The following is a 21,428-nucleotide window of genomic DNA, read 5'->3' as shown; positions in this document are numbered from 1 at the left end:
GAAAATGCAGTGCTAAAATTTCACACTGCATTTTCTCTGAAAGTAAATGTGGCTGTTAACTCACAGTGAAGCCTAACATCATCCCCGTATCTTCATGCTCTAAGAGATGGCAATGAGCCATATAAGGGTGCTGTTGTGTTGCAGGGTGTTTAAATTCAACTAAAATTTCACTCACCTGCCCTTCTACTTTGACAATATCTTTCCAACCTTGACGATGAGGCTCTACGGCTTGGCCGTTTTCTTTTAGGATACGAAAACGCGTGCCATGAACGTGGAATGGATGCAACATCATATCACCACGCCCTGAAACGACCCAAATTTCTTGTTGATTCATAGGAGCGTTGAATGCAGGATGCGTCATTGAGAAAACTTGCCCATTTATAGTATTCGCATTATGAATATCCAAGCCATCAGAACCTGTGCCACAATGGCCGCCACTTCCCATTTTGCCATTCATATTTCCATGATTCATATTTCCATGATCCATATTACCTGCATTCATGTTGCCGTGGTTCATATTCCCCATCATTGCACCATGACCGCCCATATTCCCCATCGCCTGATCGCCATATTTTTCACGTAACATCATCATGCCTTGCATATCTAAGCGCATATCCATCATTAAATGGAAACGACGGCGATTTAAGCCAGCAAGAGAAGGAATCGCGGGTATGGCTGCAAGTGTTGATGGTAAGTCACCTTTCCCTTTTGTCAACGTTGTTTCGATACGCAGTACTGGCAAAGGCTGGTCAAATGGTGCAATCGTCATTCCCATTTGCCCAACAGGTAGCGTTACCAAATCAAATGCGCGGCCATCGGAGGCGTCAATTAATACCTCAAAACGCTCTCCCATCAAGATAGGTAATTCGGTTAGCGCAATCGGCTCAGCCAATAAACCACCATCACTCGCAACGACATACATTTTACGTCCATCACTGGTGGAAATATTTAAGCTTCTAGCATTACAGCCATTTAATAACCTTAATCGTATCCAACCTTTCGGGGCAACATGTTTAGGATAAACAGCACCATTCGTTAGCATGATATTGCCAAACCAACCCACTGCGGCACTCATCACATCAAGTTGATAATCAATTTGCCCATCATCTTTTAGGCGTTTATCTTGCAAAATGACTGGAATATCATTAACACCCCAATCATTTGGTAAGCCATGCTTTATGCTGTCATCATCTTTAATTAATACAAGGCCTGCTAATCCCATTGCCACTTGATAGCCGGTTTTTCCATGAGTATGAGGATGGAACCAACATGTCGCTTCACTTTGGTTTACCGTAAAATTCACTTTTCGGCTTGCGTTAGGTTGGATTATTGCTTGGGGGCCGCCATCTTGTTCACCTGAAATTTCTAAACCATGCCAATGAACTGTCGTGTCTTCTGCCAGTTGGTTAACAATATTGATATTAACATTCTGTCCATTTTTCAAACTAATTGCAGGGCCTAATAAATTGCCGTTATAACCCCATGTCGTCGTTTGCTTTCCAGGAACAAATTGTGAAACACCCTGCTGGATAACCAACTGAATGTTACCTTGTGCATCGGGCTCCAATAAGGGGGGGATCGCTAATGTAGGGTAATTTCCCGCTGCGACCGCGATGCGGCTCCAAATAGGCAGCGCACTTGCAGCATACGTGATAGCACTTAATTTAAGAAAATCGCGACGTAGCATTGATAACCTTCCTTTTATTTATCAAATCAATAATCATTAATGGTGTAATTTATGGCAAATTACACTTTCGAAGCAAAACATGGTTTAATGAAGGTATGATAAAGCCTCCCCTTACAGGAAGGTCAATAAAACCACTCTGTAAATGTGGGTTTATTACATGGATTTAAGAAAAATATAGTTGACTAACAATTCTATTCTTATGCTAACGTAACTTGACATAGAAAACAGATAGAATAACGAATGCGCAAATTTATATTGATGTCATGCTTAATGACTCTGTTAGGGATAACCAATTCTGCCAGAGCTCTTTCTACCAACGAAGCTGAAGATCTTGCTGATCTCACGGCTGTTTTTATTTATCTAAAATATGATTGCGGGTATTCACAAATCCCAGATAGAGAAATTGAACGTGCTATTGTTTACTTTGCGAAAAGTAACAAATGGGATCTTAGTAACTATAATGCGGAAAAAATGACCGCTCTTAACAAAGAAAGTTATAGTGACCTAAAAGGGATACCACTCACCACCGAGTTTAAATGCCAGTCTCTTGCTCGCGATTCGCTAGGCCTCTTTGCTTACGTCAAATAAGCTGATGAAAAAACCTATCAAGAAAACATGCCAAATATCGCCTGCATGTTTTCTTTCTTTATTCTAAATGGCTATTTCTTTTTTGTCTTCTTTCTTGCCAAAACAACGCTATCGATGGAATACTTTGAATAATTACCATCCTGATAATATGGTTTGACATCACAAAGCCCGCGTCTAAATTCATGGTGATTGCTGCGAATGTCATCGCTTCCATACTCCCTGGAGCCCACGCTAACAATAGTACCGAAATATCATAGCCTGTAATCCAAGAGGCAAATACCGTGATAAGAAAAGTCAGCACGATATTAACCACCACAACTTGGGCCGAAGAGTATATATTTTTAATCAACGATGAAAGTGGAAACACAATGAAATGGTTACCAATGTTCATCCCAATCAATACCATACTGAGTTCAGTCAACATCAACGGGAAATTTAATGGGATATCCGCCCAACCTTGAATAAGAGTTGCCGCCGCTAATGACGTTAACATAAAAGGTGCGGGGACTTTTAAACGCTGTAATATTGCCCCTGAAATTACCCCAACTGCAATAATGAGCACTAGCCATCCCGTTGCAACTAATGTCAATTCTGGAAATTCTATTATCGGTTGAGGATCCCCGTCGCTCCCCACAACAATTCCTGCTAATAAAATAAGAATAATTAAGCGAATTGTATGGGAAATAACAATTTTCTGAGGTGGTGTATGAGTATGGTCAGTTAATGCCAAAATAGCTGCCATAGCACCGGGAACAGAGCCAAGCATCGCTTCTTGTTTTGTCCAACCAACTTTGCGGTAAAACCAAAAAAAGCTAAATGAAAATTGTACAGCCAAACAGACAACTAGCATCAATAGTAAAAGAAATAAATTGTCTGCTTCATTAAGAGACACTTGATTAAACATCAAGCCCACAGAGGTCCCGAGCGTGACTTGAACAAAGGTAATAGTATGTTTAGGGATGGCAAACGAAATACCAAAACGATGAAAAATGATAATGGCAATGATTGGGCCAAACATCAATGCAAGGGGAACTCCGAGGTAAGTCAGCCCGCCACCAATTAAGGCACAGATGGAAATCCCACCTAACATTTTTAATAATTTCATCATATGGTATTAACCATTAAGTCTTTTTATAGTCCTAATTTATATCACATTATTTAAGTCATATGGCTTTAGTTTTTATTTATTTATCACCCTAGTAGTATCCACCAGAATTTATCTATTTATTAGATTTTGATCTTATTATTTTAGCTTGGTCAGAAAAATCTCTCTTAACAAAAATTAACATGGCGTAGTAATACAACTATTTTCTTCGCTTTATATTATCAGCACGAGCTTGATTCATTATTGCTTTGGACATCCATTGAGCTAACGCAGTGACTTGAGCATCATCCATTTTCCAAATATCTTTTAGTACTAAAAATATTTCAGAGCCATAAATAACAGAAAATGCTCGAATCACTCTATCTATAATTTCTTGCGGATATTCTGATTTCATTGGCGATGTCACCATCGCAAGAATTTCTTTACGATTGCCACGTTCTAGACGCTTATCATTAACACTTTGTGGATCAGCTCGACCCTGTGCCCACTGCTGTAATGATGCTTGCAGTGCGGCTCGTAAAACACCTTCATGTTCAAACATACGCGGAAAGGCATAGGTTAATAACTCGTCAATACGATCTTCGGTTTGTTCACTTTGCGGGCGCCAGGTTAAAATTGGCCCTAAACTCTCATTAACCGTTGCAGTAATTAAATCAGCCTGCGTCGGAAAATAACGATAAGCTGTCGCACGAGAAACTCCCGCTTCAAGCGCTAATTCAGAAACAGAAGGCATTGCCCCTTTTTCAAATAAATCTAAAGCCGTCGTAACCAATAATACATAGGTCCGTTTTCGTGTCCCTTTGTATTCTGAGTATGAATTAGTTTTAGACATTAATTTATCCTTAAAATACTGTCACTTACTATAAATCGAGTTAACTCTCATGAAAACATATAAGTGCGAATAGGTAAACATACTTGATTGATAATTTGTAAAAATTTATCCATGAAGATGATTTTAAAAGTAATAACAAAAGACAGAATAATCACATTTAAATATTATAAGTTTCCACATCTATTCAAAATAATTCAAGACTCTTAGCAAATATTTATTACATTTTATCAATAGGATATAACGCCTAGTCATCAATTCCCTTCACCACAAAATAAAAAATGAGACTGCAATCTCATTTTACAACCAAACAAAATGATACCATAGTCTCATTGTGATGAAAAATTCAACGCTAGTTTTACTCTGAAAGGGTTTTTCTATGAAAAAATATCCGGGTTTTATTTATATTGTAACAACGCTTGACACGAAAAGTGCTGAACTATTTTATGTCAGTGAATTAATCAAAAACGCCGGATTGGCGGTACGTACCGTTGACCTGACAACACAACCAACGCAATTAGATAAAAACGCAGATATCAGCGCGCATGCCGTTGCAAGTTTTCATCCACTTGGCGCTGAAGCCGTTTTCTGTGGTGACCGCGGTAAAGCCATTGAAGCCATGGCACACGCTTTTAGCCTTTATCTTGCCGCACAAACAGATGTTGCCGCTATCCTTGGTTTAGGGGGTTCAGGCGGAACCGCACTCATTACACCCGCCATGCAAGTGTTGCCAGTAGGTATTCCAAAATTAATGGTTTCCACGATGGCATCAGGGGATATTTCCGGTTATATCGGTGCGAGTGATATTTCGATGATGTACTCCGTAACAGACGTATCTGGCTTAAATATCATTTCCCGCAAAGTATTAAAAAATGCAGCCAACCAAATTGCGGGAGCGGTTTGGTTTGATAGCGAAGAACAACAGCACGACTTAAAGCCTGCAATTGCCCTAACTATGTTCGGGGTAACGACCCCATGCGTCCAACAACTTACAACACAGTTAGAGGCGCAATATGACTGTCTAGTCTTCCATGCAACAGGCAGTGGCGGTAAAGCCATGGAAAAACTGATTGATAGCCAGTTATTGCATTCTGTTTTAGACATTACAACCACTGAAGTGTGTGATCACTTATTTGGTGGCGTACTAGCGTGTGATGAAGACCGCTTTGGTGCCATTGAGCGTACTCAAACCCCTTGCGTGATATCTTGTGGAGCCTTGGATATGGTGAATTTTGGTCGCCCTTCCACTGTACCTGAACACTATCAAGATCGCTTATTTTATCATCACAATGCTCAAGTCACTTTAATGAGAACGACCAAAGAAGAAAATCAGCAAATGGGTCGTTGGATTGCCAAAAAATTAAATCGTTGTGATGGTGAAGTGCGCTTTATCATTCCAACAGCAGGTTTCTCAGCTTTAGATGTTGAAGGTGCTCCATTTTGGGATCCTATCGCGGACCAAGCCTTCATTGATGCTTTAACCGCAAATTTAATCATAACAGAGAAAAGACAGCTTATTTTGAGTCCTTATCATATTAACTCCTCAGAGTTTTGTGATCAGGTTATTCAGCTTCACCAGGAAATTTTGAACAAATAATAGAGGTTAATTATGAAACATAACCGCACAGATTTATTAAAAAAATTTAGAGACATGATTGCTCGGGGAGAACCAATCATCGGTGGTGGCGCAGGAACAGGGCTATCGGCTAAATGCGAAGAAGCGGGCGGTATTGATTTAATTGTTATCTATAACTCAGGCCGTTACCGCATGGCGGGTAGAGGCTCCCTTGCTGGTTTATTAGCTTATGGTAATGCGAATGAAATCGTTATGGATATGGCAAAAGAAGTTTTACCTGTAGTAAAACAGACGCCAGTTCTTGCGGGTGTGAATGGAACAGACCCATTCTGCCAATTCGATAAGTTCCTTGATGATATCAAAGCAACAGGTTTTGCAGGGGTGCAAAATTTTCCTACCGTCGGCTTAATTGATGGCAATTTCCGCGCTAACTTAGAAGAAACCGGAATGGGCTATGGGTTAGAAGTTGAAATGATCCGCCTAGCCCACGAAAAAGATTTACTTACAACGCCTTACGTTTTTAGTGCTGAAGATGCCATTGCGATGACTCAAGCTGGTGCTGACATTATTGTGCCGCACATGGGGCTAACGACTGGTGGGAATATTGGCGCAGAAACGGCATTGACGCTCAAAGATTGTGTGCCATTAATCAATGAATGGGCAAAAGCGGCAAAAGCAGTACGCGAAGATGTGATTGTTCTGTGCCACGGTGGCCCAATAGCCACTCCAGAAGATGCTGAATACATTTTAGCCAACTGCCCTGACTGTCATGGTTTCTACGGTGCCAGCTCAATGGAACGTTTGCCAACAGAAGTGGCATTAACCGCCACCACACAAAAATTTAAATCAATTACACGTTAGTTTTTTACTTTATATTTTGCCAACGCCAGGCGCCTACTTTGGTAGGCGTTTTTTTATTTTTTAGCGGGGTTTAAATAGCGCCATAACACCCAAAGTAATGATGTAGAATAATATAAGACCCCAAATTGGATAACCATTAATGGGTTTTCTGTCGCCCCAGTCATCTTGAGCATGACATAATAGTTATTTTCTACCAAATACGGTTCCGTTAACCCACCTTGTGGTAAATAATGGCCAAGTAGCATGATAATAATAAAACACGCAACATAATGACGTAATTTAGCAATACCTTTATCAAATGCACTAAAGTGGCTATTCATGTCATTAGCTTGCTTCCGTCCAATAATAATTCGATTAATTAATGTTGCGGCATAAATATAAAGGATCGCAGAAGAGTTAATTTGTGTGGTATGAAAAATATACGCAACACCACCTAACATCGCAGCAATCACAATAAAGAAAAAACCTTTCGCCAAAACGGCCATCATCGTGCTCATATGAATCAAAATAAATTCAAATAATAAAATCAGTACCATGTTGTAAATAACAGCCACTCCAGACCATTGAGGTGCAAACCAGAGTGACAATAAAAATACAATATAAAAAACAGTGAGCCCGTGCTCAACTAATGTTGGTAACGTCGCCATTATTCCTTGTGGTTCTTCTGATTCAAGAAAATATTGTTTTCTATTCGTCCCTAAAGCAGAGGTATTTTTACGAGATATTTTCCTTTTTTTTATTTTTCTAGCCACGAAAATTATTTCCTTTTTTCCTGGTAAATAGAATGTCCTTTACATAAAAAATGCGTTAAGCAAGCCATAAATACAGGCATACCAAAGTAGAGTACACCAAAGGCAAAAGCCACATGGGGTTTATCCGGAAATTCGCCACCACTAGAAATACTCGAATAATAATCAATTGACCTTAAATATTCAGGCGTTAATCCGCCATAAGGTACGAGGAAAGATAAAATTAACACCGAGAAAATACAGAACATAAAATTGAGTGCCATTAACGCTGAATAACCCATATTTTCAGCTCGTTCTTGTTCTGTTCGACTGGTTAAACCAAAAAGCATTCGATTTGCAACAGTGGCACTATACAAATATAAAATTAATGGGGAATCACCTAAGACTGACATATTAATGGCTAATGCAAAAAGACCATAGAAAACAGCAAATAACGTTAATACGCGCCAATCACGAAATACTGCCATAAAAACGCCAGAGTGAACTAAAATAAATTCAAAAATCAGGATCAGTGTCAGGTTATAAATAATTTCTACCGTATAGTATTCAGGGAAAAACCATACCGATAAAATGAAACCGACATAAAATAATGAGAAGCCGTAATTTATTATTTTAGAAAAAGCACGAATAATACTGAAAGAATGCGGGTTTTCCTTCACGCTTTTTACTGAAGATTGCTTTGGGAAAAAACCTTGGTTTTTATCTTTCCCATTCCTTGGTGGCTTTACCATTGCCTCACTCCATGTCATCAATATCACTTTACTAATAAGCTACTTGATAACACAAAAAATAAACAGTGGCTAAAGTCCGAATGACGGATTCAGGATAAGATAAAGTGTAAAAAATATCGACAAGATGGCATGAGCATACACATGCCATGCCACAGATAGATTAAATTGAACTTAAACCAGTTTGGCGATCAGCGTATCTAAATCACCTTGCAAGAAATTCACGGGTGGAATTTCAATCACGGTATATGCGCCTGCAGCTTGTTTCATGGTCGCACGTGCGGCAGAAACCATAAATTGAGAAGTGAGTGCAGGGTTATTAATACGCATTGAGTATTCAAATAATTGATTATGCGTTGCCCCTGAAACTCCTTTATGGGTCATGTGCACGCCGTGCCCAACATCTTTTAATGCATCAATGCTATCAACTTGACGAATATGTGTTTCATCAGAAGAAAAGTAGCTATCTGCTTTAATTGCTTGAGTCACCGCATCAAACTTCGCGCCACTGTCTAATTCAACATAAACCATACGACGATGAACCCCAGTTCCTAATGGAATTGTGACAGAAAGTGCATCTTTTACGCCATCAATTGCTTTAGCAGCCACACTATGGCCCATGCTCATCCCTGGACCAAAGTTTGTATAAGTCACACCTTTAGGCGCCATGGCTAACATTAAGGTCCGCATAATGGAGTCTGAACCTGGATCCCAGCCCGCAGACACAACCGCCACGCTATTGTGCTGTTTCGCAACGTCATCTAAGCTGTGTTTTAGCGCCACAATATCTGAGTGGACGTCAAAACTATCAACCGTATTAATACCAAGACTTAAAATCTTAGCGGCCAATGGGCCAATTGCACGGGTTGGTGAACACAAGAGTGCAACATCAACTTCCCCAAGTTTTTCAATATCATCAACCACTTTACATCCAGAAAGCTCAGCGGGAATATCTTGTGTATTGCGACGAACTATTCCAACAAGCTCAAAATCATCAGCGGCCTGAACAGCTTCTAGTGCATAGCGACCAATATTGCCGTAGCCCACTATTGCTGCTTTAATTTTTGTCATTTTTACTCCTATACAGTTCTGATGTTGCTTATTAAATTATTTATACCTGTAATCCTTCAAGCTGCAGCGCTTTTCGTTGAGGTATAAGTGACTACGCTCCACTAGCCGAGTCACATAGTTTATCTATGTTCCCCGTCTATCTTCCCTTGTCTCCTACCTGCAACTCGAATTATTTAGGGGATATAGCGAAATTAAATCTAACAGAATAATTAAAAGTAAACAAAACATTAGCCTGATTAAATCAGACGCATTTTAACCCTATTTTCATTGTTGAAATCCATGTAGAATTAGCCACTCAACAAGCTTTCCCTAACATTCATGAATATATAAAGGTTCTCAATGCATCAATCTGATGTGACTGAGCGGTCACTCTTTTCGCTCAGCTGGCCAATTTTTATCGATATTTTTCTTCATTTGGCCACATTATTAATTAATACCTATATGGTTAGCCACGTTTCTACTGCCTACCTTGCTGCTATGGGGGTGGGAAACCAGGTGTTTGACCTGTTTATTACTATTTTTAACTTTATAAGTGTGGGATGTAGCGTTGTTATTGCCCAATACTTAGGAGCAGGCCGCAGAGAAAAAGCCAGCCAAGCGATTCATATTTCAATTGCGTTTAACTTTATTCTTGGTTTTTCTAGCGCGCTAGTCGCATTATTTTTTGGCTATAGCATTCTAACTATCATGAATATGCCATCACATTTAATGGCTGATGGTTATACTTATTTACGTATTTTAGGGATTTGTTTAATTCCTGAAGCGATTTCAATTATTTTAGCCGCATGCTTGCGAGTTTATGGTAAAGCACAGCCTGCAATGTGGGTCACATTAATCGCTAATGTGATTACAGTGTTTGGTAACATCATTGTTCTCTATGGTTTCTTTGGGTTACCACAATATGGCCTTGAGGGCGTTGCTTGGTCAACTGTCGTTGGGCGTATTGTTGCCGTTATTTTACTCTTCTGCCTACTGTTTTATGGGTTGAGGATTAAATTTGTCCCAATGATGCTAATACACTGGTCGCGAAAAATGTTGGGTAAAATTTTACATATTGGCTTACCCTCCGCTGGGGAAAACCTCGTTTGGATCCTCCATTTTATGACTGCATCTGCGTTTATCGGTCTCATGGGAGAAACATCTCTTGCGGCACAAACACTCTATTTCCAATTGTCATTGTTTATCATGCTGTTCGGTATCTCTATCAGTATTGGTAATGAAATTATGGTTGGCCATCTTGTTGGAGCAAAACGCTTTGAAGATGCCTTTAGGCGCGGAGTAAAAAGCCTCAAAATGGGTTTTTACGTAACAATTGGTGTCGTTATTGCCTTTTGGTTATTCCGTGATCCTATCCTAAATAATATTACGGATGACCACGGTATTGTTGAATTATTGCTACCATTGTTCTTACTTTCGGTATTCTTAGAGCCCGGCAGAACAATTAATATCGTGATGGTGAATGCCTTGCGTGCCTCTGGTGACGCACGCTTTCCTCTATGTACCGCCATTATTTTTATGTGGGGCGTCGCTATCCCATTAGGCTACTTCTTAGGTATAAAAATGGAGATGGGCCTCTTAGGTATTTGGCTAGGTTTCTTTGCTGATGAATGGTTACGCGGCTTAACGAATGCATGGCGCTGGCGTTCACGTAAATGGCAAAGTAAACGTCTTGATGTAGAAAGCTAACTGGTTCCGTTATCACTCAGTCCTGCCGAATTTTATAGGCAGGACTTTTGTGACCAGGCTCAAAATTAGAAATTTTTCATTTTTATAATTCAAATTAGAGATAATATTTCTCTTCACTCTCTTTAAATCCCCTAACTTAGTGAAGTTTTTCTCCAGACTGTTGTTTAAAATAATAAAATCGAAAAAGATTTTATTAAGGGGACTTGCTATGCATGCTCAATCACAACCACTACTTTGGCAATATTTTATCAAAGCAGTAAAACAAGAAGTAAAACCTGCTTTAGGTTGTACTGAGCCAATTTCATTGGCATATGCTGCCGCTAAAGCCGCTTCATTTCTTGATGGAAAAGTGATCCGCGTCTGTGCTTTTGTCTCCCCTAACCTCATGAAAAATGGCATGGGCGTAACCGTCCCCGGAACAGGTATGGTTGGTCTACCCATCGCAGCTGCACTTGGCGCGATTGGTGGCGATGCCGATGCCGGTTTAGAAGTTTTAAAATCAGCATCTGCGGATGCCATTGCTTTGAGTAAAACCATGTTAGCGCAAGGAGCTATTACTGTAGATATCAAGCACCCTTGTGATGATGTTATCTACTCTGAAGCCACGGTATACACACAAACTGAATCCGCAACCGTCATCATTGCAGGGTCGCATACCAATATTGTTAAAATTGTTCATAACAATCATACCGTATTTGATGCCACAACAGCTCAACCCCACCATGAATCACCAGTTGACTGTGCTGCTGACGTCCCTCTGCCACCTATCACCGCGAAGTCTGTTTATCAATTTGCTACCGAAGCACCTTTAGAAGATATTCGTTTTATTCTTGAAGCCGCGCACTTAAACGAAGCTTTATCTCAAGAAGGTTTACGCAACGTTTATGGCTTACATATCGGTAAAACATTGCAAACCCAGCGAGACCGTGGCTTGCTTTCAAAAGACTTAATGTCAGAAATTATGATCCGCACTTCCGCCGCCTCAGATGCGCGCATGGGTGGTGCCGTATTACCAGCCATGAGTAATTCAGGGTCGGGTAACCAAGGTATCGCGGCAACCATGCCAGTAGTTGTCACGGCTGATTATTTGCAATCGTCTGAAGAGCAATTGGCTCGTGCCTTAATGTTGTCGCACCTAATGGCGATTTATATTCATAACCAGCTTCCTGCATTATCGGCATTGTGCGCTGCAACAACAGCGGCGATGGGAGCTGCCGCAGGCATTGCTTGGTTATTAGAATCCCGCTATGAAGTCGTTGCTATGGCAATTTCCAGTATGATTGGTGATGTTAGCGGTATGATTTGTGATGGTGCATCAAACAGTTGTGCAATGAAAGTGTCAACCAGTGCGAGTGCCGCTTATAAAGCCGTGCTAATGGCATTAGATAATAGCTGTGTTAGAGGGTCGGATGGTATTGTGTCTGATGATGTCGACCAGTCTATTGCCAATTTATGTTCTTTAGCTGCAGGTTCAATGAAGCATACTGACGTGCAGATTATTGAAATTATGGCCGCTAAAGCACGCCCTTAACACCGTAGCGTTGTTGGCTACATTCGCCAACCCTAGTCACATACTTGTGTATGCTCCTAGGGATTGGCTATTTTATCGCCTTGCTACGCCGCTAATGACTTTGAATTTCTTTTTTTGAATTGTTCTATTTTGAATTAACTTCTAGGGCTGCGAATTTTTCACGAATTATATCTTCTGGTAGGTCAATACCAATAAACACTAATACACTGCGGCGTTGTTCATCAACTTCCCAGTCTCTATCCCAATCCGCACTATAGAGGCGTTGAACACCTTGGAATAATAAGCGTTTTGGTTCATTCATAATGGAAAGAATTCCTTTATAGCGCAGTAAGTTATCTGCAAAACCAAGTAATAGGTCTTCCATTACTTGAGAAACTGCCATCAGCTCAACAGGGTAATTAAATTCAAGGACAATTGAGCCGACTTCATTTTGTTGTTTAGGCACGAAACGGAATGTCGGTTGTTTGACATTCAACTGTGAATCCAATAAAAACCCTTCGATATCCAATAATAAACTCAGGTCGATATCACCGTGAATAACGGGGTAAATCGGTGCTCTCGCATTAATACGTTGTAAACGTTCAATTAAAGCTTCGTTATTCGGCTCAATATCTGTTTTGGTCAATAAAATACGGTCTGCATAGCCAATTTGCGCTTGAGCAATGGCAAAATCATTCAATTGTTTATCAGCGTGAACAGCATCCACTAATGTAATAATGCCATCTAACACATAACGTTCGCATAGGACTTCATGGGAAAAAAAAGTTTGAGTGATCGGGCCTGGGTCTGCCATTCCAGTGCATTCAATGACGAGACGCTCAAAGTCTAATTTTCCATTATCAAGGCCATCTAATAGGTCTAATAAGGCATTTTCTAATTCATTCGAACGACTACAACAAATACAGCCATTACTTAATGTGGTAATTTGTGTCGCACGATCACCAATTATTGCGTTATCAATGGGGACTTCACCAAACTCATTTTCAATCACTGCAATTTTATGACCGTGCTCAGCATGAAGAATATGGCTAAGGAGAGTCGTCTTACCAGCCCCGAGAAAACCGGTTAAAATTGTTACGCTAATAGATTTCATTATTGCCCTCACACTTCATTGATTAACAGCAGCGAAATCCGCCTTTACCGCTACCACCATACCGTGCATCTTGTCTTTCGCGAAAAAACTCTTTATATGTCATCACAGGTTTATCTGGGTGATTATCACTCATATGCTGCACATAGGTATCATAATCAGGAATACCAATTAACATTCGTGCTGCTTGCCCGAGGTATTTTCCTGTTTTGCCGAGATTTCCAAACATCAGCCTCTCCAATACAAATGCCCTACATCATGAACTCACAATGTAGGGCGACCTTTCATTTACCGAACACCTTCCGATGTTCAATTCCGCTGAAGGGTGACTTAATGTGAAGATGAAACTTTCACGCCCTCTTTAGGTACAGGAACATAAGGTGTTTCTTTGTCTGTACGCTCTGGGTTTTTGTGCGCTTTCATCCCAACACGAATACCATAGAAAATGATACCGTAGACAACTACTAAGAATAGAATACTCAGCCCAGCGTTGGTGTAGTTATTAATAATAATGTGATTCATATTAGTAATTTCTTGTGCAGTTAACTCTGCACCACCTGCCGCAATCTTATCTTTATAAGATTTCGCTAAGTATAGGAATCCTTCCAGTTGTGGGTTATTACTGAATAATTTCAGTCCCAATGCCCAAGTTGTACAGATTAATAGCCATACTGCAGGTAATACAGTCACCATAATGTATTTACTGCGTTTCATCTTAATCAGCACTACTGTACTTAAGACTAAAGCAACTGCTGCTAACATTTGGTTCGAGATACCGAACAGAGGCCATAGGCTCTTAACACCGCCCAGTGGGTCAACAACGCCTTGATACAATAAGTAACCCCACAGCCCAACACAACCTGCTGTACCTATAATACCAGCAACCAGTGAATCTGTTTTCTTCAAGAATGGAACAAAGTTACCCAATAAATCTTGCAACATAAAGCGGCCTGAACGAGTCCCTGCATCCAATGCAGTTAAGATAAACAGAGCCTCAAACAGAATACCAAAGTGATACCAGAAGCCCATATTTGCCGCAGGCATGATTTCGTGGAAAACAAACGCAATACCCACCGCTAATGTTGGCGCACCACCTGCACGGTTTAATACCGACGGCTCACCAATATCTTTCGCTGTTTGCATGATTTGTTCAGGTGAAATCACAAAACCCCATGAACTCACTGTAGCAGCTGCATGAACAGACACATCTTTCAGCTGAGCCATGATAGCCGCACCATCTGGACCACCCAGCTCATGCAGGTTAGGCATGGTAATACCTAATGCGGCTGGCGGCGTATTCATTGCAAAATACAGGCCGGGTTCGATAATAGAAGCCGCGACCAAAGCCATAATCGCAACAAATGACTCCATTAACATCGCACCATAACCGATGTAACGCGCATCTTTTTCATTTGCTAATAACTTCGGAGTTGTCCCTGAAGAAATGAGCGCATGGAAACCGGATACCGCACCACAAGCGATGGTAATAAATAAGAATGGGAATAGAGTACCTTTCCAAACAGGACCTGAACCATCAACAAATTGCGTCACTGCTGGCATTTTTAATTCAGGGTTTAGAATAACGATACCAATCGCTAAACCAACGATAACCCCAATTTTCAAGAATGTCGCTAAATAGTCACGAGGCGCTAAAATTAGCCATACAGGTAATAATGCAGAGACAAACGCATAACCCACTAACGCATAAGTAATCGTCGTGTCTTTGAATGTCAGTGCTGGGCCCCAGTATGGGTCGTGAGCAATCACGCCACCAAACCAGATAGAGGCAACTAACAAGACGATACCAATGACTGAAACCTCACCAACACGCCCTGGCCGGATATATCGCATATATATCCCCATAAATAAGGCGATTGGTACCGTTGACACAACAGTAAAGACACCCCATGGACTTTCTGCCAAGGCTTTCACCACAATCAATGCTAATACAGCAAGAATAATGATCATGATTAGGAAGCACCCAAAGAGCGCCAGCGTTCCCGGAATTGGGCCTAGCTCTTCTTTAACGATTTCCCCTAATGATGCACCATTACGACGTGATGAAATAAATAACACCATGAAATCTTGCACTGCACCGGCTAACACAACCCCTGCAAGCAACCATAAGGTGCCGGGTAAATAGCCGACTTGAGCAGCAAGAACGGGTCCGACTAATGGCCCCGCCCCTGCAATCGCTGCAAAGTGGTGACCAAATAGAACGTTTTTATTTGTCGGAACATAGTTTAACCCGTCATTATTGATGACGGCTGGAGTCGCACGTGTTTCGTCCAGCTTCATCACTTTTTTAGCGATATATAAGCTGTAATAACGATATGCTATGAGATACACCGCCACAGAAGCGACGACAATCCAAAGAGCACTGATGTGCTCACCACGCCTGAGTGCAACTACCCCCAGACAGACCGCACCGATTATCCCAAGGATCATCCACGGAATGTGCTTTAAAATACCATTTTTGTTCATAGAACACCCTTCTGAGGTAAAACGAACATGCCATTGATTTTGTATTAGCCATCATAAAAAACGATATCGCTGTGTTTTCGTTGCTTATCATTTATCGTTGATGGTTTTTTAATTGGCAGTGGTTGAACTGTATTGAATCAAAAAATTGAGCTCTGCCATGGTGTATATGGTATGAAATTACATTCAGCAAATGACTAAAGTTATGCTAAGTGGTGCCATATGGAATTAAGCGGTTTGTTTTTTACTTTGAATGGTTTTTAGGGAGGTCAAATAAGCTTAAAAACGTGATCTGCATTACAATTTCAATTTGTTTTCAATAAGTTAAAAAATGAAGTATACATAGTTAAAATGACGTTTATTGTGAATAAATTTCACTAATAACGTAAAAACCTAAAACTGAGTTATTTGAAGCTTTATGATATCTATATACTATTAGCGTGTAATTGTTGCCCAATTACCGCCAACCCACCAACTGTGCTCACCATCAGTTTGTGTTTCACATCCGATACCGACTTTCGCTTTCCCTGCTTCAAAGGGATATGCGCAATCATAAATTGCATCAATCACGACTTCCCCTGATATCGCATCTGCAAAACCAATTTTATTTTCTTTACGAATTCGATATACCCCGTCCTGTGCTTCATCTGGCCAGTTATCAAAATAATAAAGCTGGTAAACTTCTTGCCCTTTCTGGTCAAAAACAGCCAAACCGCTATTTGGTCGTTCACCTAAGCAATACTTAAATGATGATTGCGGTTCAAAACACTCGATTTTATCTTTTTCATTTTCCACCCATAAACTAAATTGTTGCTCAAGATTTTGTGCTGTTGATAAAAAAGACATTAATCCTAATGACATTAAGCCAGCGACATAACGAATCATCATCACTTTCCTTATTCTACATTTACACTTGTTAGGAGATAAAAAAACCAAACTTATCAATTCTACTCTGTTTACTGCCCACTTAATAAATATAGTGCATATCGCTTCCTATGAAACTAGGAATAAAGATAAATAAAGTCTTGTATAAGAATAATCTCAAGATTAAAATTAAAAATAAGCCAATAACCAAGAAATGATGAAGCGACATACCATAGCTATTTCTCGAATCTTTTCATCTGTACAGCAAAACATGATCAAAATTAATTTAAGTGTTAACAAACTCTAATCAATTCGCATTTTTATCACACACCGTAGTTGTTCGTAACATTTTCCATCCTCATGCCAAAAAAGTGTTAATTTCAGCGACAAATTATGTGAAAATATTAACTTCGGTATTTAAAACTTAATAAACTCATCATTGACACATAAGTCGATATATAAAACTAAAAAATCACACCCCATATCACCTGAATCATTCAAAAAAAACATAACACATTGAAATAAATAAAAAATAATACTTTGAAATCTATTCAAAAAACATAAAAATGTATTTTCCACCTGTTTGACAACTTATGTGAGTATTATTAATATTATTCACGCACTCAGGTGAACAGTATTCACCTAATAAATACCAAGACATTTTAAAATTAAGTTTTTACACAGAAATTATTTATTTAATAGCCAGTATTAATAACTCATTTATTAATAGGCATTTAAATAATGATGTTTGGATTTTTTAATCTGTATTAATAGAATAAAAACTTAATCTGAAATATGAAACTTTAAATATCTATTAATTTAAAAATTAAATTAAGCTTTTCTTATATACTTAGGAATGATGATTATGAAATTCAATAAACTTGCTCTGATTGGCGCATTCACTGTTGCAACTCTTTCTTCTCAAGCTTTTGCTGCTCAAGATGCGACAGTTAACTTTAATGCTCGTTTAGTTGCTGCAACTTGTGATATCAGTGCTTCTAAAGACTTAATCAGCTTAGGAACTCACTCAAACGAAAAAATTGATACGACTAAAGCATTATCAGAAGCAAACTTTAACTTAGTTTTAAATAACTGTACTAAAGTTTATAACGGTGATGCGGGTAGCAATAACGAAGCTGCAAGTGCAACTTCTGTTTCTATCTTAGCAACAGGTGAAACATTAACTGGTCACTCAGATATGTTTGCTGATGCTCAAGCATCACAAATCGGTGTTAAGTTAGCGGCTGGTAAAGCAAAAACGGCTATCACCCCTAACACTGCAACTGAAATTGCAGACCTGAAAGTTACAGGTCAAAATGACTACATCATCCCAATGGTTGCAGGTCTTTATGCAACAACGACTGATGCAGTCGCTCAAAACTTAAATGTTCCAGTAACTTTTAGCGTCGCTTACGATTAATAACTTAACTAATAATAGTCTACACTGAGTTTAGCTGCTAAAGCGGGCAGTAACAATTTACTGCCCGCAATATAAATATATAAGAGAAAAGAAAATGCAAAAATTAAAATCTCTACTTTTTATCTTATTAACATTTTCATTTATTGCTCAAGCGGGTGTCGGTTTAAGTCAAACTCGTATCGTTATTGAAGAAGCGACTAATTCAGCCTCTATTACCGCACGTAATGAAGATAACAAATCGTATTTAGTGGCAAGTTTTATTACACAACAGCTAGATAGCAAAACACCGTCCGAAGGTTTATTTGTTATTACACCTTCAATTTTTAAATTAGACCCCAAACAACGTAACGTAATCAAAATAAAAGCAATTTCGCATAAATTTCCCAAAGACCGCGAAAGTATGTATTACTTCCATTCACGAAATGTCCCTGAATCCAGTAAAGCGGATGGTGTAAAAGTAGGATTAGAAAGCGTGATTAAGATTTTTTATCGCCCAGCAGGCCTGTCAATGCCCCAAGAAGATGCGTTTAAAAATATTAAAATCACTCAAACCTCTAATGGGGTTAAGTTAGCCAATAACTCACCTTACTATATCAATCTGGCTGGGTTAGTGGTTAATAATAAATCCGTCAAACTGAATAAACAAAATAATGTCATTTCTCCCTTCGCTGAAATGACCGTTACAAGCAAAAACAAAACTGGGCCAGTAAAGTGGGCTATCATCAACGACCTCGGTGGGTATAATGAATATTATGGGGCTATAGAATAAAGTCATTTCGAACTCGGCTGGCGATTTTCCCCAGCCAAGTTATCTCAAAATAGGCACATACTATTTAAAATCAAGTTAAAATCGGTGGTATCTGCACAATTAAATTGTGATGTTCTTTTTGAAATAGAAGATACAACTAAAGCGAGTTTTTCACTTGAATACTGAGATAAAAACAACCAGAATTAGCAGGTAGTGAGTAATAAGGAAATTTCCTTCTTTCCTTCAATAGCTAAAGACTCAGTTATTAATTACAGAGTTATCCGAGTGTAACGCTAAAATAATGTTAAACCAGGTAATGCAACTATCGCTATTATGTTTGAATATTATCAGGATTAAATTTAATGGAAAAAATAAAACAGGTATTACTGACATTTTTAATAATGCTCATGTATTACCCTGCAATGGCAGCAGATGACTATAAAATTCAATACGAATTTTCCGTTTTATTTTTAGCAAAAACCTGTGAAATTGATGTTCCTAATGAAATTATATTAGGTAATGCATCAGGCGTAACGACCGTCAATGAAATTAAGAATGATACTATCTCGAAAAATTTTTCTATTGGTTTAAGAAATTGCACCAGCACGGACCAAACAACAGCCGTGGTTTATCTAGCATCTGGAAACACTTTAACGGGCAGTAATAATTTCTTTAATAACGACCCTAACGGAGTTATTGGCATTCAATTATTAGATGGAAATCGTGTTATTAGTGCCAACCAAACCGCATTAGCTAAACCAGATGCTGCCTCAATTATTTGGGATAACATAAAAAGCAGTAGTGAAACAAAAATGATTAGCGCTAAATTACGTTGTGCCAAAACAGATTGTGACCCAAGTGAAGGTGATTTTTCAGCAACCTTAACCATTGGTTATTACGCAGATTAATAATTTACGCGGAAAATGACATGAAAAAAATAATTCAAGCCATTATAGGTACAATTTTTGTATCTCAAAGTGCATTTGCAGCGGTATCACTCGACCATTCTCGAGTAATATTTACTCAAAATGATAAAAGCCAAAGCATTACAGCACATAACAGTGGTATGAAAAAATACTTAGTGCAAAGTTTAATTTTCTCAACGTTAGAAAATGAAAATGCACCAAGCGAAAATTTTACGGTGATACCCCCGATAGTAAAACTTAAAGAAAACTCAAATACCGCACTAAAAATTATTCCTAAATCACTAGCTTCCCTCCCTAATGATCAGGAATCTTTATTTTATTTGATGGTCAATTTTATTCCTGAATCGAAACAAAGAAATAACGATGAGAGTGATAAAGTAAATACAAAATTTAACTTATCAACCAAAATCGTGATAAAAATGTTTTATCGCCCAAATGGAATTAAAGGGCATGTTAATGACTACATTCGAACGTTAACAGCGACTCAATCAGGGAATAGCATTATTATCAAAAATCCATCACCTTATTATTTTACTTTAGTAAACATCAAAATGGATAAAGTATCTTTCGAGAGTGACAGAGCGCCGATGGTCGCACCATTTTCTTCCGTTGAATTACCTGCAAATCATAAAGTCTCTCAAATAGAATGGGACATTATTAATGATTATGGTGGGGAAACAAAAGTTGAACCTATTGCATTAAAAGGTATACAAAAATGATAAAAAATAGCTTTCGAATATTTTGGTTTTTTATTTTCATGTTTCCATTTATTGCAGTAGCAAACAATCCAACTGGATTTGATTTTGTATTAAAGCGTTATGTTTATAACGAAAGTGATACTGGTGGTATTAGTATCGATATGATTAATGGAAATACGGAAAGTTACTTAATGGAGGCATGGGTTGCTAATGCTGATGAGAAAACTTTACTCCCTAAAATTGACAATACAAATGAACAAGTACCATTTATTATTTTGCCTCCATTAAAAAAAATGGAAGCAAATACGCAGAACTCTTGGAATATTCGTCGGATTGGTCATCAAATAAATGGTATCGACCTTCCTAAAGATCGAGAAAGTTTATTTTGGATTGGTATAAGAGCAATTCCTAGCGAAGATAAAAATAAAAAAGAAAATAGCGTTCATTTGAATATTGTCCCTAATTTCCACTTTAAATTATTGTATCGCCCTAAAGAAATAGAAGAATTGAAAACAAGCCAATTAGCGAAGAAAGTCAAACTTACTCGCAAAGGTAATATTTTGAGAATAGAGAATCCTACGCCATTTTATTTAACATTCGATTATTTAAAAGTCGCTGGAAATAACATTAAAAATGATGAAAGAGAAATAACGCTTACTCCTTTTTCTACTCAGGATATTACTTTGAAAAGCCCTGATACCGGCAAAATTGAGTGGCGGTTTACTGATGAGTATTTACTGGAATTACAGAGCGAATCTATTGAGTAATTTTTAGTCAAAATATTTTTCAG

20 protein-coding genes are annotated in these 21,428 nt (G+C 38.7%); 10 read left to right on the top strand and 10 right to left on the bottom strand.

Annotated elements, in window-relative coordinates; translation table 11 throughout:
• Window positions 1–55: 55 nt before the first annotated feature.
• Window positions 56–1,687: a multicopper oxidase CueO gene (cueO, locus tag PSE60_RS13085; RefSeq protein ID WP_272665688.1), complete on the bottom strand. Its 1,632-nt coding sequence runs from the start codon at window positions 1,685–1,687 to the stop codon at window positions 56–58.
• Between the two features lie 240 nt (window positions 1,688–1,927).
• Here cueO and PSE60_RS13080 point away from each other — a divergent pair, with 240 nt between their 5' ends.
• Window positions 1,928–2,275, top strand: coding sequence for a YacC family pilotin-like protein (locus PSE60_RS13080; protein WP_102139426.1), 348 nt, complete (start codon window positions 1,928–1,930; stop codon window positions 2,273–2,275).
• A gap of 58 nt (window positions 2,276–2,333) precedes the next feature.
• Here PSE60_RS13080 and PSE60_RS13075 read toward each other — a convergent pair whose 3' ends face one another.
• Together PSE60_RS13075 and PSE60_RS13070 are read right to left on the bottom strand one after the other, a co-directional pair.
• Window positions 2,334–3,383 (bottom strand): AbrB family transcriptional regulator, encoded by a 1,050-nt coding sequence (locus tag PSE60_RS13075; RefSeq protein ID WP_210836148.1) that lies wholly within the window; start codon window positions 3,381–3,383, stop codon window positions 2,334–2,336.
• A gap of 196 nt (window positions 3,384–3,579) precedes the next feature.
• On the bottom strand, window positions 3,580–4,212 hold the full coding sequence (locus PSE60_RS13070) for a TetR/AcrR family transcriptional regulator (RefSeq protein WP_210836150.1): 633 nt from the start codon (window positions 4,210–4,212) through the stop codon (window positions 3,580–3,582).
• Between the two features lie 376 nt (window positions 4,213–4,588).
• Between PSE60_RS13070 and PSE60_RS13065 the strand changes: the two genes are divergently transcribed.
• Window positions 4,589–5,806 (top strand): Tm-1-like ATP-binding domain-containing protein, encoded by a 1,218-nt coding sequence (locus PSE60_RS13065; protein WP_272665687.1) that lies wholly within the window; start codon window positions 4,589–4,591, stop codon window positions 5,804–5,806.
• Window positions 5,807–5,818: 12 nt separating this feature from the next.
• Entirely contained in the window at window positions 5,819–6,646 is an 828-nt protein-coding gene (locus PSE60_RS13060; RefSeq protein WP_004913739.1) for a phosphoenolpyruvate hydrolase family protein, read from the top strand.
• 53 nt (window positions 6,647–6,699) lie between these two features.
• Here the strand turns inward: PSE60_RS13060 and PSE60_RS13055 are convergent, their stop codons facing one another.
• The 3 genes from PSE60_RS13055 to PSE60_RS13045 all read right to left on the bottom strand — a co-directional run bounded on the left by PSE60_RS13055 (window position 6,700) and on the right by PSE60_RS13045 (window position 9,194).
• Window positions 6,700–7,398 (bottom strand): hypothetical protein, encoded by a 699-nt coding sequence (locus PSE60_RS13055; protein WP_272665686.1) that lies wholly within the window; start codon window positions 7,396–7,398, stop codon window positions 6,700–6,702.
• Between the two features lie 5 nt (window positions 7,399–7,403).
• On the bottom strand, window positions 7,404–8,126 hold the full coding sequence (locus PSE60_RS13050) for a hypothetical protein (RefSeq protein ID WP_247605265.1): 723 nt from the start codon (window positions 8,124–8,126) through the stop codon (window positions 7,404–7,406).
• Between the two features lie 171 nt (window positions 8,127–8,297).
• Window positions 8,298–9,194, bottom strand: coding sequence for a diaminopimelate dehydrogenase (locus tag PSE60_RS13045; RefSeq protein ID WP_210836155.1), 897 nt, complete (start codon window positions 9,192–9,194; stop codon window positions 8,298–8,300).
• Window positions 9,195–9,533: 339 nt separating this feature from the next.
• Here PSE60_RS13045 and PSE60_RS13040 point away from each other — a divergent pair, with 339 nt between their 5' ends.
• Both PSE60_RS13040 and PSE60_RS13035 read left to right on the top strand, forming a co-directional pair.
• Window positions 9,534–10,880 carry an MATE family efflux transporter gene (locus tag PSE60_RS13040; RefSeq protein ID WP_210836157.1) on the top strand — a complete coding sequence of 449 codons (1,347 nt, stop codon included), beginning with the start codon at window positions 9,534–9,536 and terminating at the stop codon, window positions 10,878–10,880.
• Window positions 10,881–11,088: 208 nt separating this feature from the next.
• On the top strand, window positions 11,089–12,411 hold the full coding sequence (locus PSE60_RS13035; RefSeq protein ID WP_210836159.1) for an L-cysteine desulfidase family protein: 1,323 nt from the start codon (window positions 11,089–11,091) through the stop codon (window positions 12,409–12,411).
• 124 nt (window positions 12,412–12,535) lie between these two features.
• On the opposite strand, the gene yjiA is transcribed toward PSE60_RS13035, so the two are convergent.
• The 4 genes from yjiA to PSE60_RS13015 all read right to left on the bottom strand — a co-directional run bounded on the left by yjiA (window position 12,536) and on the right by PSE60_RS13015 (window position 16,870).
• Window positions 12,536–13,504 carry a GTPase gene (gene yjiA, locus PSE60_RS13030; RefSeq protein ID WP_272665683.1) on the bottom strand — a complete coding sequence of 323 codons (969 nt, stop codon included), beginning with the start codon at window positions 13,502–13,504 and terminating at the stop codon, window positions 12,536–12,538.
• Between the two features lie 22 nt (window positions 13,505–13,526).
• Complete coding sequence (locus PSE60_RS13025) at window positions 13,527–13,730, bottom strand: YbdD/YjiX family protein (protein WP_004260586.1); 204 nt, start codon at window positions 13,728–13,730, stop codon at window positions 13,527–13,529.
• 101 nt (window positions 13,731–13,831) lie between these two features.
• Window positions 13,832–15,985, bottom strand: coding sequence for a carbon starvation CstA family protein (locus tag PSE60_RS13020; RefSeq protein WP_272665682.1), 2,154 nt, complete (start codon window positions 15,983–15,985; stop codon window positions 13,832–13,834).
• Window positions 15,986–16,417: 432 nt separating this feature from the next.
• The gene (locus PSE60_RS13015) at window positions 16,418–16,870 is read right to left on the bottom strand and encodes a WG repeat-containing protein (RefSeq protein ID WP_210836163.1); all 453 of its coding nucleotides are present in this window, start codon (window positions 16,868–16,870) and stop codon (window positions 16,418–16,420) included.
• Between the two features lie 841 nt (window positions 16,871–17,711).
• Between PSE60_RS13015 and PSE60_RS13010 the strand changes: the two genes are divergently transcribed.
• The 5 genes from PSE60_RS13010 to PSE60_RS12990 all read left to right on the top strand — a co-directional run bounded on the left by PSE60_RS13010 (window position 17,712) and on the right by PSE60_RS12990 (window position 21,405).
• Window positions 17,712–18,266 carry a fimbrial protein gene (locus PSE60_RS13010; protein ID WP_272665681.1) on the top strand — a complete coding sequence of 185 codons (555 nt, stop codon included), beginning with the start codon at window positions 17,712–17,714 and terminating at the stop codon, window positions 18,264–18,266.
• A 94-nt stretch (window positions 18,267–18,360) separates the two neighbouring features.
• A complete protein-coding gene (locus tag PSE60_RS13005) occupies window positions 18,361–19,035 on the top strand; it encodes a fimbrial biogenesis chaperone (RefSeq protein WP_272665680.1) in 675 nt (224 codons plus the stop codon).
• A 341-nt stretch (window positions 19,036–19,376) separates the two neighbouring features.
• The gene (locus tag PSE60_RS13000) at window positions 19,377–19,922 is read left to right on the top strand and encodes a fimbrial protein (protein ID WP_272665679.1); all 546 of its coding nucleotides are present in this window, start codon (window positions 19,377–19,379) and stop codon (window positions 19,920–19,922) included.
• Window positions 19,923–19,942: 20 nt separating this feature from the next.
• Window positions 19,943–20,659 carry a fimbrial biogenesis chaperone gene (locus PSE60_RS12995; protein WP_210839631.1) on the top strand — a complete coding sequence of 239 codons (717 nt, stop codon included), beginning with the start codon at window positions 19,943–19,945 and terminating at the stop codon, window positions 20,657–20,659.
• Window positions 20,656–21,405 (top strand): fimbrial biogenesis chaperone, encoded by a 750-nt coding sequence (locus PSE60_RS12990; protein ID WP_272665678.1) that lies wholly within the window; start codon window positions 20,656–20,658, stop codon window positions 21,403–21,405. The genes PSE60_RS12995 and PSE60_RS12990 overlap by 4 nt, the downstream gene beginning before the upstream one ends.
• Window positions 21,406–21,428: the final 23 nt, after the last annotated feature.

The organism is Providencia sp. PROV174, from assembly GCF_028480685.1.
Classification (GTDB): Bacteria; Pseudomonadota; Gammaproteobacteria; order Enterobacterales; family Enterobacteriaceae; genus Providencia; species Providencia rettgeri.
This window is presented reverse-complemented; position numbering and strand designations above follow the sequence as displayed.

What these genes read in the sequence shown, in the direction of transcription:
- PSE60_RS13000 (WP_272665679.1), top strand. Translation starts at nt 19,377, where the DNA reads ATGGAAAAAATAAAACAGGTATTACTGACATTTTTAATAATGCTCATG.
- PSE60_RS13045 (WP_210836155.1), bottom strand. Translation starts at nt 9,194, where the DNA reads ATGACAAAAATTAAAGCAGCAATAGTGGGCTACGGCAATATTGGTCGC.
- PSE60_RS13070 (WP_210836150.1), bottom strand. Translation starts at nt 4,212, where the DNA reads ATGTCTAAAACTAATTCATACTCAGAATACAAAGGGACACGAAAACGG.
- PSE60_RS12995 (WP_210839631.1), top strand. Translation starts at nt 19,943, where the DNA reads ATGAAAAAAATAATTCAAGCCATTATAGGTACAATTTTTGTATCTCAA.
- PSE60_RS13040 (WP_210836157.1), top strand. Translation starts at nt 9,534, where the DNA reads ATGCATCAATCTGATGTGACTGAGCGGTCACTCTTTTCGCTCAGCTGG.
- PSE60_RS13060 (WP_004913739.1), top strand. Translation starts at nt 5,819, where the DNA reads ATGAAACATAACCGCACAGATTTATTAAAAAAATTTAGAGACATGATT.
- PSE60_RS13075 (WP_210836148.1), bottom strand. Translation starts at nt 3,383, where the DNA reads ATGATGAAATTATTAAAAATGTTAGGTGGGATTTCCATCTGTGCCTTA.
- PSE60_RS13025 (WP_004260586.1), bottom strand. Translation starts at nt 13,730, where the DNA reads ATGTTTGGAAATCTCGGCAAAACAGGAAAATACCTCGGGCAAGCAGCA.
- PSE60_RS12990 (WP_272665678.1), top strand. Translation starts at nt 20,656, where the DNA reads ATGATAAAAAATAGCTTTCGAATATTTTGGTTTTTTATTTTCATGTTT.
- PSE60_RS13020 (WP_272665682.1), bottom strand. Translation starts at nt 15,985, where the DNA reads ATGAACAAAAATGGTATTTTAAAGCACATTCCGTGGATGATCCTTGGG.
- PSE60_RS13050 (WP_247605265.1), bottom strand. Translation starts at nt 8,126, where the DNA reads ATGGTAAAGCCACCAAGGAATGGGAAAGATAAAAACCAAGGTTTTTTC.
- PSE60_RS13065 (WP_272665687.1), top strand. Translation starts at nt 4,589, where the DNA reads ATGAAAAAATATCCGGGTTTTATTTATATTGTAACAACGCTTGACACG.
- PSE60_RS13015 (WP_210836163.1), bottom strand. Translation starts at nt 16,870, where the DNA reads ATGATGATTCGTTATGTCGCTGGCTTAATGTCATTAGGATTAATGTCT.
- cueO (WP_272665688.1), bottom strand. Translation starts at nt 1,687, where the DNA reads ATGCTACGTCGCGATTTTCTTAAATTAAGTGCTATCACGTATGCTGCA.
- PSE60_RS13080 (WP_102139426.1), top strand. Translation starts at nt 1,928, where the DNA reads ATGCGCAAATTTATATTGATGTCATGCTTAATGACTCTGTTAGGGATA.
- PSE60_RS13035 (WP_210836159.1), top strand. Translation starts at nt 11,089, where the DNA reads ATGCATGCTCAATCACAACCACTACTTTGGCAATATTTTATCAAAGCA.
- PSE60_RS13010 (WP_272665681.1), top strand. Translation starts at nt 17,712, where the DNA reads ATGAAATTCAATAAACTTGCTCTGATTGGCGCATTCACTGTTGCAACT.
- PSE60_RS13005 (WP_272665680.1), top strand. Translation starts at nt 18,361, where the DNA reads ATGCAAAAATTAAAATCTCTACTTTTTATCTTATTAACATTTTCATTT.
- yjiA (WP_272665683.1), bottom strand. Translation starts at nt 13,504, where the DNA reads ATGAAATCTATTAGCGTAACAATTTTAACCGGTTTTCTCGGGGCTGGT.